Raw genomic sequence first — 13,845 nt, 5'->3', positions numbered from 1 at the left:
AGTATCCCGCCTTGGCCGCTGGGCTTCAGGCCGATGTCAGCTGAAGCGCTTGGCCAGGGCGATCGGATCGAACACGGTGATCTTCTTGCGGTCGATCTGAACCAGCCCTTCGTTGCGCAGGTCTCCCAGCAGGCGGGTGATCGTCACCCGGGTGGAGCCAATGGCCTCGGCGATGGCCTGGTGGGAGAGACGCAGGTCGATGGTGATGCCCTCCGAACCCGGCACGCCGAAGTCGCGGCAGAGCACCAGCAGAAAGCTCACGAGCCGCGAACTCATGTCGCGGTGCGTGAGGGTCTCGATCATGGTTTCGGTCTGCAGGATCCGTGAGGAGAGCCCCTGCAGCAGCAGCAGGCCCACGCTGGCGTCCTGTTCGATCGCCTTGCGCACAGAGGTGGCCGGTGCGCTCAGAAGCTCCACGCGGGTGAAGGCGATCGCGTGGTAGAAGCGGTCTGAGCGCTGGCCAGTGAGCAGGGAGAGCACCCCGAACAGGCTGTTTTCCCGCAGCAGCGCCACGGTGATCTCCTCTCCGGATTCGTACACCCGCGAGAGGCGAACGGCTCCGCGCCGCAGCAGGTAGACCCGCTCGGCCGGATCCCCCGGGAAGAAGATCGTCTTGCTGCGCTCGATCGCCTCGACGCTGCTGCCTCCCAGGGCCCGGATCACCTCCAGCAGGGTCTGGTTGCCCTGGCCGGCGGCCCCCATGCCGCCCACCACCCCTGGTGCACCGCTGCTGGGTGTGTTGGCCGTACGGCTGAACCCGCGTGTGGCGCCAACCATGGCTGGGTCAGGCATATGGGCGGACCCTATAGATGCGATGGGGGCCCCCATGTAGCAACAGGCACCTTTTGGGGGCCGGTGAGTCCGGGCGCACCGGCGTGCGTGTGGGTGGACCCACCACAGGTGGTGGTTGTGCCCAGCGCTACGCCACGCGACCGCTACATTCAGTCCTGCGTCGCTGCAGGGTCCATGGCCGCCAGTCTCTCGAGCAGCCCCGGTTCCGGAGTCCGGCTCGAGGTGGTGGGTTCCGCGCCTGCCGAGGCCGCTGTGCACACGGCCCATCGGCCCGTGGCCCCTGTGGCTCTGCCTGCGGCGGCCCTTCCGGCGACCGTGCGTCCGCTGCGCCGGCTGGCCCAGCCGGAGGGCATGCTCCAGGTCCACACCGCCCCGTTCCGGGGCAGTGTGGCGGCGGTGCTCAGCCTGGCCCTGCGCAGCGCTGGCCTCGGCAGCCGGGTGCTGGTGAGTCAGCTGCTCAAGGGTGGGGTGGAGCAGGGGCTTGCCGCCAGCCCCTGGCTCTGCGGCCGCCTCCAGTGGCTGCGGCCGGCCGTGGCCACCTGCCTGGCCGAACCGGCTCCAACCCATGGCGGCGAGATCCTGGAGGCAGTGCAGGAGGTCTGGGCCTTCAGTCGCCAGCAGCTGCTCCACGGCAGCGTCGACCTGATGGTGCTCGATGAACTCGGCCTCGCCGTGGAGCTGGGCTACCTGCCCCTCCAGGAGGTGCTCACCACCCTGGAGCTGCGGCCCCCCCACCTGGATGTCATTCTGACCGGACCCTCCATGGCACCTGAGCTGATGGCCCTGGCTGACCAGGTCACCCAGCTCCGCCGCGGCTGTTAGGCCGGCCTCCGATGCTCAAGAACGACCGTTGGATCAAGCAGCAAGCGTCCGGCGGCATGCTGGAGCCCTTCCAGGGCACGCTGGTCCGCCACCTCGACCCCGCTCAGGCCAGCAGTCCGGTGCTCAGCTTCGGCTGCTCCTCCTACGGCTACGACCTGCGCCTCTCGCCCCAGGAATTCCTCATCTTCCGCCATGTGCCCGGAACGGTGATGAACCCCAAGCGCTTCAATCCTGCCAACCTGGAGCCCGCATCCCTGCACGAAGATGCGGATGGGCGGTATTTCATCCTGCCCGCCCATTCCTATGGCCTCGGGGTGGCTCTTGAGCACCTCAGGGTGCCGCCCAACATCACGGTGATCTGCCTGGGCAAGAGCACCTACGCCCGCCTGGGCATCATCGTCAACACCACTCCCGCCGAGGCCAGCTGGGAGGGCCACCTCACCCTGGAGTTCAGCAATTCCTCAGGGGCTGACTGCCGCATCTATGCCGATGAAGGCATCTGTCAGCTGCTCTTTTTTGAGGGTGATCCCTGTGAGACAACCTACGGCGACCGGGCAGGAAAGTATCAACACCAACCTGAACGCGTGACCCTGGCCAGGGTGTGAACCCCTCTTGGGACCTCATTCAGGGGGCCAGTCTGGCCTTGTGCAGGCGGCTGAGCTCGTACCATTCGGCAACCTGAGGGGCCCACAGCTGCAGGTGAGGCCAGATCAGATCGCAGAGGGAGCGGATCTCCTGCTGGGCATCGCGTTTGGCCCGCAGATCAAGGAAGTGCAGCAGCGCCCGCAGGGTGAAACTCACCACGAAGTGCTGGCGGTAGTCGAAGGGCAGGATGCCGCGGGCATGCTCCTCGGCAAAGCCGGCCGCCAGCAGCTCGGCGTAGCGCTCGGCAGCCCGGCGGCAGAGGTCCAGGTCGATGGCCCGCTGTTCGGTGCTGTAGGCATATTTTTTGCCCTGACGGTCGCTGTAGTTGCCGAGCGGGCGCAGGTAGAACACCTCTTCCAGGTCGAGCTCGCCGCTGGCGGCCTTGGTGATGCGATCGCCCGTGTAGCGCATCGACTGCACATCAAAACTCACGCCCACCCGGTGGGTGCGGGCCTGCTGCATCACCGAGTGGGGAAACCAGCCCACGTTGAGCACGATCTGGGCGTGCTCCAGCGGCCCGTAGTGCCCCCGCTCGCCGGCCAGCAGGCGCTTGACGCAGATCTCGCCCGCTGTCGCCTCATCGGGCCAGGCGGCGCGCTCGGCCGCCACGAAGCCCTCGCTGTAGTCCTGGTGCATGGCGGCATACACACACAGCTGGGGGCTGGGGGTGGCGGCCAGCAGCTCGACGCGAAAGCGCGGGTCCATGCCGGATGGGGTGGGGGAGGGGGCAGGCATGGCAGACCTCAGCCGTGGCTGCGCGGGCCTGCCATCGTGCCAGGCGTTGCATCGCCGGCGGCCTGCTGGGCCTCGGCTGCCGTCAACGGGCTCACGGCTCCCACCCCGGCCAGGACCGGCAGGTTCGTCCCCTGGGTGAGGGCCTGGGCGAGGGCCTCAAGTTCCTCGGCGCTGCGGGCCCCGATCGAACGGCCCACCGGTTGGCCGGCCCCATTGAACAGCTCCAGCTGGGGGATGCCGTTCACCGCGTAGCGCTCCAGCTCCGGCTGCCAGCGGGGGTTGTCCACATTCAGGAGCACCAGATCGAGCTCGCCGCGGTAGTGCCGCTCCAGGCCGTCCATCGCCGGGGCCATGGCGCGGCAGGCCTCACACCAGTCGGCGTAGAACTCCACCAGGGTGGGGCGCCCGTTGGCCAGGGCCACGGAGAGCTCGGGGGAGCGGCGGGCCAGGGCATCCAGCGGCGCCTGGGGTTTCAGGCCGCCCCGCAGCCAGAACACCGCCGCCGCCAGCACCACGCCAACCAGCACGAGCACCAGGCGTTCGCGCTGGCCGAGGCCCTGGGCTGGTGAGGAGCTGCTCATCGTGGATAGGGTTGGGCAGATGTGCGCCGCCTGCCGTGCACTCTGCCAGCCCTGCCCCGCCACCGGTTCCGTGAAGCGGCGACTCACCCTCCATTTCCCCCGCGAGGCTGTGCACCAGCCGATCACCTACCGGCTGGCGGTGGATTTCGACGTGGCGGCCAAGATCCTCCGCGCCCAGATCGCTCCCAACCAGAGCGGCACCATGGTGGTGGAGCTCTCCGGTGACATCGACGAACTCGAGGCGGCCGAGGTGTGGCTGGAGAGCCAGGGGCTCGGCCTCAACCGGGCGCCCGGGCAGATCGCCGTGAACCGCGATCGCTGCATCGACTGCGGCATCTGCTCCAGTGTCTGCCCCAGCGGCGCGCTCGGCTTCAGCGCTCCGGCCTGGACCCTCCACTTCGATGCCCCCCGCTGCCTGGTCTGTGAGCAGTGCATTCCCAGCTGTCCGCTGGAGGCCATCGCCCTGGTGCTGGACCCGCTGTGATCGCCTCGCTCTCTGCGGCGCTGCTCTCGGTCCTGCGCCTGCTGGCGCTGCCGTTCCGGGCGCCGATGCTGTTGGTGCTCGGGGCGATCGCGGTCTATGAGGGGCTGCACTGGAGCCGGCCACTGGCCGCCGGCTCGCTGCCGCCGATCGGTGCCCTCGATGCCGATGCCATCGCCAGCCTGTTCTGGTCGATCGACTGCCTCCACGCCCTGGTGGTGGTGGTGGTGTGCACCATGCCGGATCTGCTGCTGCGCCAGCTCTCCAGCCTGATGGCCTCCAGCCGGGTGATGACCCTGGTGGTCACCTTGCTGCTGGCCATCACCGGTGGCCTCTACCTGCTGCATCTCAACGCCCTGGCCAACATGTTGATCCTGGCCTCAGCCGTGCTGCTGGCCCGCCTCGATCTGGCCCGCGTGCGTGTCGTGCCGCCTCCCCAGAACCTCGCTCTGGCCCTGGGGGCCCTGGTGTTGCTCGGGGCGACACTGGGGCGCTGGCTGGCCGGCTAGGGCTCGTTCAGGGACACACGGGCAGCTTCTGGCTCTGGACATCCCAGAGATTGCCCAGCACCTTCTTCACGTAGATCCGGGTTTCGGGGAAGGGGATCGCCTCCACCCACAGCTCCGGGAGGGTGTCCAGCCAGGGGCCCAGCCAGTCCGCCACGGCGTTGGGGCCGGCGTTGTAGCTGGCCGTCACCAGCAGGGGATTCTCCTCCCAGCGGGCCATCAGCTGGCTCAGATAGAGCGCCCCGAGATCGGCGTTGCGCTGCGGATCTTCCAGAGCCTCTGGGGCGAGGGGCCCAGACGTCAGCTCGTCGGCAGTCTCAGGCAGCAGCTGCAGCAGGCCCACGGCCCCGGCCGGTGAGCGCACCGCCGTGCTGAAGCGCGACTCCTGCCGGGCCACCGCCGCCAGCAGGGTCGGCGCCACGCCGATCTGGCGCCCCGCCTGGTTGAGTTCGGCGCTGAAGGCACTCTCCGCCAGGCTTTCAGCCACTTGTTTCACGGTGGGGCACTGGTCGGCGCGCAGCTGCAGGTTGGCCTGCTCCAGCTGGCTCAGCCCTGTCCAGTGATCACCGACGCCACGGCGCAGGCGGCCCTCCAGCAGCAGGCGCTCAGGGCCCTCCAGGCTCTGTTCGGCGCGCGCGTCGCGCCATTGCTCCCAGGCCTCCAGCGACTGGCCCAGGCGCCAGAGCTGGTCGAGATCCTCCAGGCCGCTGCCCAGGGGCCGCCATGGGGGGGCGAGCAGGGGCGGCGCCGTGGCGGGGTCGAGGTCGATGTCGCCGCGGCCGAGGCGCAGGGAGGCTCGCCAGCCGTAATAGCCGCCGGGATGGCGGGCCAGCAAGGCCGCCCAGCCTGCTCTGGCTTCAGGACGCTGCCCCTGCTGCCACTGGCTCAGGGCCAGCCAGAAGCGACGCCGGGCATCTACGGGTGCCGGCAGGGCCGCCGTATCGAGGGCGCTGGTGCCCAGCAGCACCGCCGCCGCCCGCCAGTCCTCCTGCAACAGCCGCTCCCGGGCCAGCCGCCACTGCAGTTCCCAGCTCGCCGGATCCCGCGGCCAGCGCTGCAGCACGGCCACGGCCGAGGAGGTCTGTCCCACCACCAGGGCGCGGCGCGCCTCAACGGCTGCGCTCTCCTGCAGGGGAGCGGGCAGCTCCCCGAGGCGCTCCAGGCTGGAGCTGCTGGTGCTCTCCGCCAGCAGCTCCGCGGCCTGGCCGGCGGCGGGGCTGGCGGGGTGCTGCTGGGCCAGGGCCAGCAGCAGGGCTTCGCCCTCGTCACGGTTCTCAGGGCTGCGGAGCAGCAGGCGTCCTCTCTCGAGCTGGGTGGCCGGGCTGCCGGCCTGGCCGTCCAGGCAGCGCTCGGCTGCCTCCAGGTTGCCCAGGCTCACCAGGCTGCGAGCCAGCAGGTCCCGGTCCTGGCCGCTGAGGCTCGACGGGTTCTTCCGCTCCGGGTCGCAGGCTGAGGCGATCACAGGGTCAGCGCCGGGCCAGCGGGCTCCCCAGCGGGCCAGGTGCACGGCTCCCGCTGGCCCGGACTCCAGGGCGGCGGCCAGGGCGGCGGGGTGGGCCGGGAAGCTCCTGAGCAGGCGCTGGCGCAGGGCCGGCTGGTCCCGGCCCAGCCTGTAGAGGGCATCGGCGCTGGCGGGGTGGCTGGAAAAGCGCGCCAGCAGCTGCTGCCACAGACGGCTGCTGCCGGCCTGGTCGCCCGTGCGGTCGGCGCTCTGGGCGGCCCGCTTGAGCACCACGGCCGCGAGGGGATCGCGGCCCCAGCCCTGGTTGCGCAGCAGCTTGGCGATCCGTTGCGGGTCGCCGGCCTGGCCATCTCCGGCTGGCTTGGCGTCGGTGCGGCCCGCCCCGCTGCCAAGGCTGACCTCCTGGCGCTGCTCCTCGGCAGCCACCAGCAGCAGCGCCGCCTCGCGGCGGCGCACCGGATCGGGCTCAAACCGCCGCTGGGCCTCCAGGGCCGCCGCCGGGGCGAGGGGATCGGGCCAGGCCCGCTGCTGCAACAGCTGCCGCCCGAGCACCAGGGCTGCGCCGCTGCCCAGACAGGTGAGCGAGAGCAGCAGAGCGAGGGATCGCAAGAGCGCGGTGGCGAGTGCAGGGCATTCTGGAGAGCAGTGACGCGGGCGCTCCGGTGCGGTTGCCTTCCCTGCCCCCCCTGCTCTCGACCCTGCCGGGGGCGGGCCAGCGGTTGCGGACCCTGAGGGTGTGGGCCCTGGCTGGGGGCGTGCTGTTGCTGCGGCCCTTCTGGCCGCTCAGCCTGCTGCCTGGCTGGGTGGTGGGGCTGCTGCTGCTCTGGGCCGTGCTGGAGCTGCAGCGCTGGATCTGGTGGCCGCGGCGCTGGCGCTGAGCGGCATCGGCCTCCCCCTGGGCTGCACGTAGCCTGCGGCGAATCGATGCGTTGCGATGGCCGACACGGCTCCCCATCCGCTGGGTCAACCCCTTGGCGACGCGGTGGCCGGATTCGGCACGGACGGCATCCGAGGCCATGTCGGCACCCTGGTGACACCGGCTCTGGCCCTGCAGCTGGGCTACTGGGCCGGCCAGGTTCTTCCCCCTGAAGGGCCGGTGGTGATGGGCATGGACAGCCGCCGCAGCGGGCCGATGCTCACGGCGGCCCTCACCGCTGGCCTCACCGCCGCCGGTCGCAGTGTCTGGCAGCTTGGCCTCTGCCCCACACCGGCGGTGCCCGGGGAGATCCGTCGGGCCGGTGCCGCCGGCGGGGTGATGGTGTCAGCCAGCCATAACCCTCCCCACGACAACGGCATCAAGTTGTTCGGGGCCTCAGGCGCCAAGATCAGCGCTGCCCAGCAGAGCGCCATCGAGGCTGGCCTGGCGGGCGAAGCCCCGCCCGTCGGTTTCAGCGGCAGCGGCACCGTTCTGCAGCGGGCCGACCTGATGGCCGACTACCGCCAGAGCCTGCTGGACAGCGTGGAGGGCCGCCGGCTGGATGGCTGCCGGATCGTGCTCGATCTCTGCCATGGCTCGGCCACCGCCTGTGGCGAGGACGTGTTTCGGGCCCTGGGCGCCGAGGTCACCGTGCTGCACGGCGAGCCCGATGGCTCCAGGATCAACGTGAACTGCGGCAGCACCCACCTCGAGCCGTTGCGCCAGGCGGTGCTGGCCCAGGGCGCCTCCATGGGCTTCGGGTTCGATGGCGACGCCGACCGCATGCTTGCCGTTGACGGCCGCGGCCGCACCGTGGATGGTGATCAGGTTCTCTACCTGTGGGGCTCGGCCCTGCTGGGCAACGGCCTGCTGCCGCAGCAGCGGATCGTCGCCACGGTGATGTCCAACCTGGGCTTCGAGAGGGCCTGGCAGGCCAAGGGCGGCGTGCTGGAGCGCACCCCCGTGGGCGATCAGCACGTGCACCGGGCGATGGAGGAGCTCGGGGCAGGGCTGGGCGGTGAGCAGTCGGGTCACATCCTCTCGGCCCGCCACGGCATGAGCGGCGACGGCCTGCTCACCGCCCTGCAGGTGGCCACCCTGCTGCACGGCGAGGGCCGCAGCCTGGCCGACTGGCTGGACGCCAGTTTTCAGCCCTATCCCCAGCGGCTGGTCAACGTGACCGTGCCGGATCGCCGCCGCCGCCAGCAGTGGCAGCTGTGCGAACCGCTGCGCCAGGCCGTGGAGCAGGCCGAGAGTGCCATGGCCGGCCAGGGCCGGGTGCTGGTGCGCGCCAGTGGCACTGAGCCCCTGCTCAGGGTGATGGTGGAGGCCTCCGAGCCGGCCGCGGTGGCCCATTGGGCCGAGCGGCTGGCGGGCCTCGCCGCCCAGCACCTCAACCCGGCCTAGCCCCCGCTGCCACCAGCCGGCTGGATGGCCCGCTCAGAGCAGCCGTGAGCCGCTGGCCCGGCGGCTTTGCTGCGGATCGAACACGGCGGCGATGCTGCGGATCAACCAGCGGCCCTGGGTCGTCACCTGCGCCTGGCCGCGGCCGCCGCTCTGCTGCAGCTGCACCAGACCATCCCGCTCCAGGGCCTGCAGCCGCTGCCATTCAGCGCCGAAGCGCTGCAGATCCATCTCCACCGCGAAGCAGCACATCACCTGGCGGATCAGCTCGCGCCGCTCCAGCACCTCCGGCTCCCGCACCTCCAGACCCCGCTCCACCGGCAGCCGGCCCTGCTCCAGGGCCGCCGCCCACTGCTTGAGATCGCGCAGGTTCTGGGAGAACAGATGGGGGAACTGGCTGATGGCCGTGGGTCCCACCCCCAGCAGCTCCAGCTCGCCGCCGGTGGTGTAGCCCTGGAAGTTGCGATGCAGGCGGCCCTGCCGCGCAGCCCGGGCCAGGCTGTCGCCGGCCAGGGCGTAGTGGTCCATGCCGATCGCCTCGTAGCCGCTGCCGCCGAGCTGCTGCTGGGCGTCTTCGAGCATGGTGATCCGATCGCGGGCCGTGGGCAGATCGGCCGCGGCAATCCTGCGCTGCAGCGGCAGCTGCTGGGGCAGATAGGCGAAGGAGAACAGCGAGATGCGATCCGGATGCAGCTCCTGCACGAGGTCCAGGGTGTGGCGGAAGCGCTCGGGGGTCTGCAGCGGCAGGCCACAGATCAGATCCACATTCACGCTGGCGAAGGCGGCCTCCCGCAGCCAGCCCATCACCCGGCGCAGCTGCTCCACCGGCACCACCCGGTTCACGGCCTGCTGCACGCGGGGGTCGGCATCCTGGATGCCGAAGCTGAGGCGGTTGAAGCCCAGCTGCCGCAGCTGCAGCACGGCATCGCGGCTGAGGAATTCTGGGTTCACCTCGATGGAGGCCTCCAGCTCCGGCTCCAGATCGAAGTGCCGCTCGATCAGGGCCCACAGCTTGGCCGTTTCCTGGCAGTTGAGGTAGTTGGGTGTGCCGCCCCCCCAGTGCAGCTGGGCCAGCCGCCGCCGCTGGGGCAGCACGGCGCTGATCAGCTCCAGCTCCCGGGCCAGGGAGGCCAGGTAGGGCTCCACCACCCTGGAGCCCAGCTGGGTGGTGACCCGGTTGCAGCCGCAGTACCAGCAGGCATGGCGGCAGAAGGGCACGTGCACATACAGCGACAGCGCTGCCCCGCTGGGCTGGGCCAACTGGGCCTTGAGCTCGCCCTCCCCGACGGCGCCGCTGAAGGCTGCTGCCGTGGGGTAGCTCGTGTAGCGCGGCACGGGCTGGTCGTACTTGAGCAGCAGCTCAACCGGGCTGAGCGGGGAGGCGACGGGTGGCATCGGGGCGAGGGGGGGGGAGAGGTGGATGGGGGTCAGGCGGGCAGGGGAGTGGGCGCCAGGTCGCCCAGCTCCGCCAGCAGCCGCTGGGTGGCGTGGAAGGCCAGCTCCGCCTCCTCCAGCAGCTCCTCCTCCTGCTGCGGGGTCAGCGTGAGGGCTTCGATGCCGTCGTGCAGGGCCTGCTTGAGGGAGGGGATGTCGCGCCCAAAGGCCCAGAAACTCACATCGCTGAGCCCATGGCGCCTGAGGATCGCCCTGGCCTGCTCGGCCAGTTGCTGGCCGCCGGAAAGGTCGCCGCCGTAGCGCACATAGACGTGGGCCATCAGCCGGTGGGGAGCCTGGGCTGCCAGCGAGCGCAACTGCTCCAGCCAGATGGCGGCCGCCGCTGAGGGGGGGGTGGCCGGCAGGTGGTTCAGCAGGGCCAGGTCGTGGGCCAGGGCGGTGGAGCGGGCCAGGTCCGGCCAGGGCAGCTCGGTGGCCCCCAGGGCTGCGGCGAGGGCCGGCGCGTTCTGCTCCAGCAGGGCGTAGGCGGGAGCCAGGGCCCGCAGCAGGGCGGCCAGCTGCAGGGGATGGGCTTCCCCGGCCAGCAGGGCCCGCGAGAAGTGCATCCCCTCGGCGCGGTGGTGGGCCTTGCCGATGCGGGCGTGCAGCTTGCGGACCCGGGGGCCGAGCTGCCGCCGCCGCCGGGCGTCCTCAGCGCTGGCGTGGTCGGAAATGGAGGCGGGATGGGTGGTGGACATGGGGAAAACGGCAATCAACGACATAACGATAGCGTTGTAAAGCCCTGGCGCAACAATGGCAGGGGTGCCTGTTGTCTTGCGTCACGTGCCGGGGGGATTGGCCGTGCGGCCTCACGCCGGGGCCGAGCCCGCAGCCACCATCGGCTGGCAGAACTGGCGCAGCAGCAGCGTGGCGAAGCGTCCCTGCAGCACCAGGCGGCGCAGAGGCCTGTTCCTGGCCTGGCGCAGCTCCCGAAAGGTGGTCACCAGGCGATCACGCAGGGCCAGGAACGCGCTCTCCTCCAGATCAAACACCACCGGAAAGGCCCGGCGGGCGGTGCGGTTGGTCTGCCGCATCACCTCGGCGTCGAACTGGTTGGGATCGAGGCCCAGCAGCTGGTAGAAGTCGCCGCGCTCACACACGGTGAGGCTGTGGGTGAGAAACACGCTCCAGAGGAAGAAGCGGCTCAGCAGGCGCCCGTGCCAGCCGCTGTTGAGCCCGGGCCAGCAGCGGATCAGCATGTTGAAGATGTCGCCATGGCGGTTTTCGTCCTGACACCAGGGCTCGAAGAAATCAAACAGCGGCGCGAACGAATTCTCCGGATGGAGCTTGAGGTGCCGATCGATCAGGATGTAACGCCAATAGCCGATCTTCTCGGAGAGGTACACCGAATAGAGCACCCAGTTGAGGGGGAACCAGGTGATCGGGCGCTTGCCGCCCATGGCCGGCAGGTCGATCTCGATCCCCTCCGCCACCAGGGCCCGGTTGAGAAAGCCGGCGTGGCGGGCCTCATCGCGGGCCATCAGGCTGAACAGGCGGCTGAGCTCCGGGCGCTGGGCACGCTGTAACTGGCGGGAGAGCTCCTTGAACAGCAGGAAGCCGGAGAACTCCGACACGCAGGAGCGCACCAGATAGCTCTCGTAGGCCGTTTGTTCAGTCTCGCTGAGGCTGGAGAGCCGGCCCAGGCCAGCCCGACGATCGAAGTGGTCGCGGTTGTAGTCCGTTTCCATCTCCTGGAGCATCGCCTCGAACGACGCCCGCTGAGGGTCCAGGTCGGTGCGGGCGGCCTTGCCGATTTCCGTGGTGTAGAAGCGCGGCGTCAGCAGGTCTTCGCGCAGGTGCGGAGCGGAGCCGGCTGCCGCCGTGGCGGGGGCTGTGGTCATGGCCGAGACATGAGCAGGGAGGAGGAGGAGCGGCCAGGCAAGGCCTGCACACCCGCCTCAACTTATAACGTCATCGTGATGCTGCGTCATCTGCATGACGCTGAATGGCGTTACAATTCAGCTCTTGGTTCCTGCTCCAACGCGCTCGCCCTGCGCCGCCCACCCCTCACACCCACCCCGCTCGCCCACCGATGGACCACCTGGCCGACTACTTCAAAGTGTTTTCCGAGCCCAACCGCCTGGCGGTGCTCGAGGCCTTGCGGGCCGGCCCGCTCAACGTCACCGCCGTGGTGGAGGCCACCGGCCTCAGCCAGGCGCTGGTGTCGAAGCACCTGAAGCTGCTCACCATCGCCGGCGTGGTGCAACGCCGCCCCGAGGGCGCCCTGGTGTATTACGCCGTGATCGATGCGGCCGTGTTCCAGCTGATGGCCGAGGCCCAGCGCCTGCTGCTGGAATCCCGGCGTCAGCAGCTCAACGCCCTGGCCGCCATCCTCTGATGGCACCGAGCCCCGGCGCCAGGTCCCTGCCGAGCACGCTGGGCGAGCTGCGCGCGGCCCTGGTGGCCGGCGTGCGCGAGCTCGGCGGCCTGCAGCTGGCTGAGCTGGATGCCCACGACCTCGACCTCTCCCACTGCAACCTGAGCCGTGGTTGCTTCAAGGAGGCCCGCTTCGGCCGCGCCAGCCTCCGCCAGGCGCGTGTGGAGGGCTGCTGCTTCCAGCGGGCCCTGATCTGGGGCGCCGACCTCTCCGGTCTCAGGGCGGCCCAGTCCTTCTGGCAGGAGGCCGACCTCTCCGGCTCCCGGCTTCAGGCCGCCGATTTCTCGGCGGCCCAGTTGCACCGCTGCTGCCTGCGCGGGGTGGTGGCCGCCGGCAGCTGCTGGGCCCAGGCCAGGCTGGTGGAGGCCGACTTCCGCTCCGGTCTCGACCAGCTCACCGACCTGGGCCAGGCCGATTTCCACGGCGCCGACCTCTGCTTTGGACTGCTGCAGGGGGCCAACCTGCATGCCGCCAACCTGCGGGGCTGCAGCCTTTATGGCGCCAGCCTGGCCGGCGCCGACCTGCGCCAGGCGGACCTGCGTGGCTGTGACCTGCGGGACACTGACCTGGCGGGGGCCCAGCTGGAGGGCGCTCAGCTCGATGGTGCCCTGCTGCCGTGCCATCTCACGGCCTAGGCCGCTGCTGGCTGCTGGACGTGCGCCGTCGCGCTCAGAGCTGTTCAGCCGCGAGGGCCAGGGCTCCGGCGCAGGCGTCGCCAGCGGGCGTGGCGAGACTGGCCTGGGGCAGTTGGCTTTCCAGGGCCAGCTCCAGCTGCCGGCGCAGGCCTCTGAGGTGCTCCAGGGCTCCACCCATGGGCCAGATCCGGGGCTGCTCCAGGTCCAGCTCCCGGGCGATGGTGGCCGCCATCGCCGCCAGGGCCCCGGCATGGCGGCGCACGATGGCCCGGGCGGCGGCATCGCCGTCTTCCGCGCAGGCCACCACCACCGGGGCCAGCCGCGCGAACCCCGCCGGGCCGAATTCCGGCGTCACCACCAGGGCCTTGATGGCCTGGGGACTGTGGGGCTGATCCGGATCAAGGCCCAGCTCGTCCCACAGCCGCCTTCTCAGATCGCTGCCTGGCCGGCGGCCATCGGCCATCTCCAGGGACACGCCCAGCCCATCGCGGCCGATGTCCATGGCCGAGCCCATCCCATCCAGCAGCCAGCCCCAGCCGGCACAGCGGTGCTCGCGGCCCTCACGGTTGCGGCCCACGGCGATCGTGCCGGTGCCGCTGATCAGCACCAGCCCCTCCGGGGCGGTCCCCATGGCGCCCCGCAGGGCGGCGCGCTCATCGCCGGTCACCAGCAGGCGACCGTGGGGCAGCTGCAGGGCCTCGGCGGCCAGCCGGGTGCCCTCGGCCTGGATGCCGCTGCCCACTTCGATGCCGCTGGCGCCGATGCCCACCGCCGCCAGCAGGGGATGGTGGCCCGGCAGGTGCTGCTGGCGCGCTCCAGCGGGCACTGGGGCCCCGTCGCTGAGGCCGGAGGCCGCCAGGGCCAGAGCCAGGCTGGTGCGCAGGGCCTGGCAGAAGGCCTCGGGACCGCCGGGCGCAGCGAGGTGGCGAACGCCGGGGCCCTCTCCCTGAGCGAGACAGGTCCAGCTGCCGCCGGGGTCGCGCTGGGCCAGCCGACAGGTGGTGTGGGTCTGGCCGGCGTCGAAGCCGGCGATCAGGGCTGGGGGTGCCATCGCC

General features: G+C 70.8%; 16 protein-coding genes. 8 read left to right on the top strand and 8 right to left on the bottom strand.

The annotated features are described in order from the left end of the window. Nucleotides 1-36 precede the first annotated feature (36 nt). The gene (gene ntcA / locus CyaNS01_RS12695) at nucleotides 37-702 is read right to left on the bottom strand and encodes a global nitrogen regulator NtcA (RefSeq protein WP_370561853.1); all 666 of its coding nucleotides are present in this window, start codon (nucleotides 700-702) and stop codon (nucleotides 37-39) included. Between the two features lie 264 nt (nucleotides 703-966). Between ntcA and CyaNS01_RS12690 the strand changes: the two genes are divergently transcribed. Next, nucleotides 967-1,614 carry a cob(I)yrinic acid a,c-diamide adenosyltransferase gene (locus tag CyaNS01_RS12690; RefSeq protein ID WP_186697376.1) on the top strand — a complete coding sequence of 216 codons (648 nt, stop codon included), beginning with the start codon at nucleotides 967-969 and terminating at the stop codon, nucleotides 1,612-1,614. 11 nt (nucleotides 1,615-1,625) lie between these two features. Then, nucleotides 1,626-2,219, top strand: a complete 594-nt coding sequence (gene dcd, locus CyaNS01_RS12685) for a dCTP deaminase (protein ID WP_186697375.1) — start codon at nucleotides 1,626-1,628, stop codon at nucleotides 2,217-2,219. Nucleotides 2,220-2,238: 19 nt separating this feature from the next. Here the strand turns inward: dcd and thyX are convergent, their stop codons facing one another. Both thyX and CyaNS01_RS12675 read right to left on the bottom strand, forming a co-directional pair. Further along, nucleotides 2,239-2,964, bottom strand: a complete 726-nt coding sequence (gene thyX / locus CyaNS01_RS12680; protein WP_186700804.1) for an FAD-dependent thymidylate synthase — start codon at nucleotides 2,962-2,964, stop codon at nucleotides 2,239-2,241. A gap of 38 nt (nucleotides 2,965-3,002) precedes the next feature. Then, the gene (locus tag CyaNS01_RS12675) at nucleotides 3,003-3,575 is read right to left on the bottom strand and encodes a thioredoxin domain-containing protein (RefSeq protein ID WP_186697374.1); all 573 of its coding nucleotides are present in this window, start codon (nucleotides 3,573-3,575) and stop codon (nucleotides 3,003-3,005) included. 70 nt (nucleotides 3,576-3,645) lie between these two features. Here CyaNS01_RS12675 and CyaNS01_RS12670 point away from each other — a divergent pair, with 70 nt between their 5' ends. Both CyaNS01_RS12670 and CyaNS01_RS12665 read left to right on the top strand, forming a co-directional pair. Continuing rightward, on the top strand, nucleotides 3,646-4,059 hold the full coding sequence (locus tag CyaNS01_RS12670) for an NIL domain-containing protein (protein ID WP_186700803.1): 414 nt from the start codon (nucleotides 3,646-3,648) through the stop codon (nucleotides 4,057-4,059). Nucleotides 4,060-4,124: 65 nt separating this feature from the next. Next, a complete protein-coding gene (locus CyaNS01_RS12665; protein WP_228007524.1) occupies nucleotides 4,125-4,565 on the top strand; it encodes a hypothetical protein in 441 nt (146 codons plus the stop codon). 7 nt (nucleotides 4,566-4,572) lie between these two features. On the opposite strand, the gene CyaNS01_RS12660 is transcribed toward CyaNS01_RS12665, so the two are convergent. Further along, nucleotides 4,573-6,633: a lytic transglycosylase domain-containing protein gene (locus CyaNS01_RS12660; protein WP_186697373.1), complete on the bottom strand. Its 2,061-nt coding sequence runs from the start codon at nucleotides 6,631-6,633 to the stop codon at nucleotides 4,573-4,575. A gap of 53 nt (nucleotides 6,634-6,686) precedes the next feature. Here CyaNS01_RS12660 and CyaNS01_RS12655 point away from each other — a divergent pair, with 53 nt between their 5' ends. Beyond that, a complete protein-coding gene (locus CyaNS01_RS12655; protein ID WP_186697372.1) occupies nucleotides 6,687-6,902 on the top strand; it encodes a hypothetical protein in 216 nt (71 codons plus the stop codon). 56 nt (nucleotides 6,903-6,958) lie between these two features. Further along, a complete protein-coding gene (gene glmM / locus CyaNS01_RS12650) occupies nucleotides 6,959-8,347 on the top strand; it encodes a phosphoglucosamine mutase (protein ID WP_186697371.1) in 1,389 nt (462 codons plus the stop codon). Nucleotides 8,348-8,380: 33 nt separating this feature from the next. On the opposite strand, the gene hemN is transcribed toward glmM, so the two are convergent. The 3 genes from hemN to acsF all read right to left on the bottom strand — a co-directional run bounded on the left by hemN (nucleotide 8,381) and on the right by acsF (nucleotide 11,619). Then, nucleotides 8,381-9,739: an oxygen-independent coproporphyrinogen III oxidase gene (hemN, locus tag CyaNS01_RS12645; protein WP_186697370.1), complete on the bottom strand. Its 1,359-nt coding sequence runs from the start codon at nucleotides 9,737-9,739 to the stop codon at nucleotides 8,381-8,383. Between the two features lie 32 nt (nucleotides 9,740-9,771). Then, nucleotides 9,772-10,476: a biliverdin-producing heme oxygenase gene (locus CyaNS01_RS12640; RefSeq protein WP_186697369.1), complete on the bottom strand. Its 705-nt coding sequence runs from the start codon at nucleotides 10,474-10,476 to the stop codon at nucleotides 9,772-9,774. Nucleotides 10,477-10,587: 111 nt separating this feature from the next. After that, nucleotides 10,588-11,619, bottom strand: coding sequence for a magnesium-protoporphyrin IX monomethyl ester (oxidative) cyclase (gene acsF / locus CyaNS01_RS12635; protein WP_186697368.1), 1,032 nt, complete (start codon nucleotides 11,617-11,619; stop codon nucleotides 10,588-10,590). 191 nt (nucleotides 11,620-11,810) lie between these two features. On the opposite strand from acsF, the gene CyaNS01_RS12630 reads away from it, so the two are divergent. Together CyaNS01_RS12630 and CyaNS01_RS12625 are read left to right on the top strand one after the other, a co-directional pair. Next, complete coding sequence (locus CyaNS01_RS12630; protein ID WP_186697367.1) at nucleotides 11,811-12,116, top strand: metalloregulator ArsR/SmtB family transcription factor; 306 nt, start codon at nucleotides 11,811-11,813, stop codon at nucleotides 12,114-12,116. Then, entirely contained in the window at nucleotides 12,116-12,790 is a 675-nt protein-coding gene (locus tag CyaNS01_RS12625) for a pentapeptide repeat-containing protein (RefSeq protein WP_186697366.1), read from the top strand. Before CyaNS01_RS12630 ends, CyaNS01_RS12625 begins: the two co-directional genes overlap by 1 nt. Before the next feature lie 34 nt (nucleotides 12,791-12,824). Here the strand turns inward: CyaNS01_RS12625 and CyaNS01_RS12620 are convergent, their stop codons facing one another. Next, nucleotides 12,825-13,841 carry a BadF/BadG/BcrA/BcrD ATPase family protein gene (locus CyaNS01_RS12620; RefSeq protein ID WP_225875677.1) on the bottom strand — a complete coding sequence of 339 codons (1,017 nt, stop codon included), beginning with the start codon at nucleotides 13,839-13,841 and terminating at the stop codon, nucleotides 12,825-12,827. Nucleotides 13,842-13,845: the final 4 nt, after the last annotated feature.

The organism is Cyanobium sp. NS01, from assembly GCF_014280235.1.
Lineage (GTDB): Bacteria > Cyanobacteriota > Cyanobacteriia > PCC-6307 > Cyanobiaceae > NIES-981.
This window is presented reverse-complemented; position numbering and strand designations above follow the sequence as displayed.

Excerpts from the sequence above, each read along its gene's own strand:
- ntcA (WP_370561853.1), bottom strand. The coding sequence starts at position 702 with ATGGGGGCCGCCGGCCAGGGCAACCAGACCCTGCTGGAGGTGATCCGG.
- CyaNS01_RS12690 (WP_186697376.1), top strand. The coding sequence starts at position 967 with ATGGCCGCCAGTCTCTCGAGCAGCCCCGGTTCCGGAGTCCGGCTCGAG.
- dcd (WP_186697375.1), top strand. The coding sequence starts at position 1,626 with ATGCTCAAGAACGACCGTTGGATCAAGCAGCAAGCGTCCGGCGGCATG.
- thyX (WP_186700804.1), bottom strand. The coding sequence starts at position 2,964 with ATGGACCCGCGCTTTCGCGTCGAGCTGCTGGCCGCCACCCCCAGCCCC.
- CyaNS01_RS12675 (WP_186697374.1), bottom strand. The coding sequence starts at position 3,575 with ATGAGCAGCTCCTCACCAGCCCAGGGCCTCGGCCAGCGCGAACGCCTG.
- CyaNS01_RS12665 (WP_228007524.1), top strand. The coding sequence starts at position 4,125 with ATGCTGTTGGTGCTCGGGGCGATCGCGGTCTATGAGGGGCTGCACTGG.
- glmM (WP_186697371.1), top strand. The coding sequence starts at position 6,959 with ATGGCCGACACGGCTCCCCATCCGCTGGGTCAACCCCTTGGCGACGCG.
- hemN (WP_186697370.1), bottom strand. The coding sequence starts at position 9,739 with ATGCCACCCGTCGCCTCCCCGCTCAGCCCGGTTGAGCTGCTGCTCAAG.
- CyaNS01_RS12640 (WP_186697369.1), bottom strand. The coding sequence starts at position 10,476 with ATGTCCACCACCCATCCCGCCTCCATTTCCGACCACGCCAGCGCTGAG.
- acsF (WP_186697368.1), bottom strand. The coding sequence starts at position 11,619 with ATGACCACAGCCCCCGCCACGGCGGCAGCCGGCTCCGCTCCGCACCTG.
- CyaNS01_RS12630 (WP_186697367.1), top strand. The coding sequence starts at position 11,811 with ATGGACCACCTGGCCGACTACTTCAAAGTGTTTTCCGAGCCCAACCGC.
- CyaNS01_RS12625 (WP_186697366.1), top strand. The coding sequence starts at position 12,116 with ATGGCACCGAGCCCCGGCGCCAGGTCCCTGCCGAGCACGCTGGGCGAG.
- CyaNS01_RS12620 (WP_225875677.1), bottom strand. The coding sequence starts at position 13,841 with ATGGCACCCCCAGCCCTGATCGCCGGCTTCGACGCCGGCCAGACCCAC.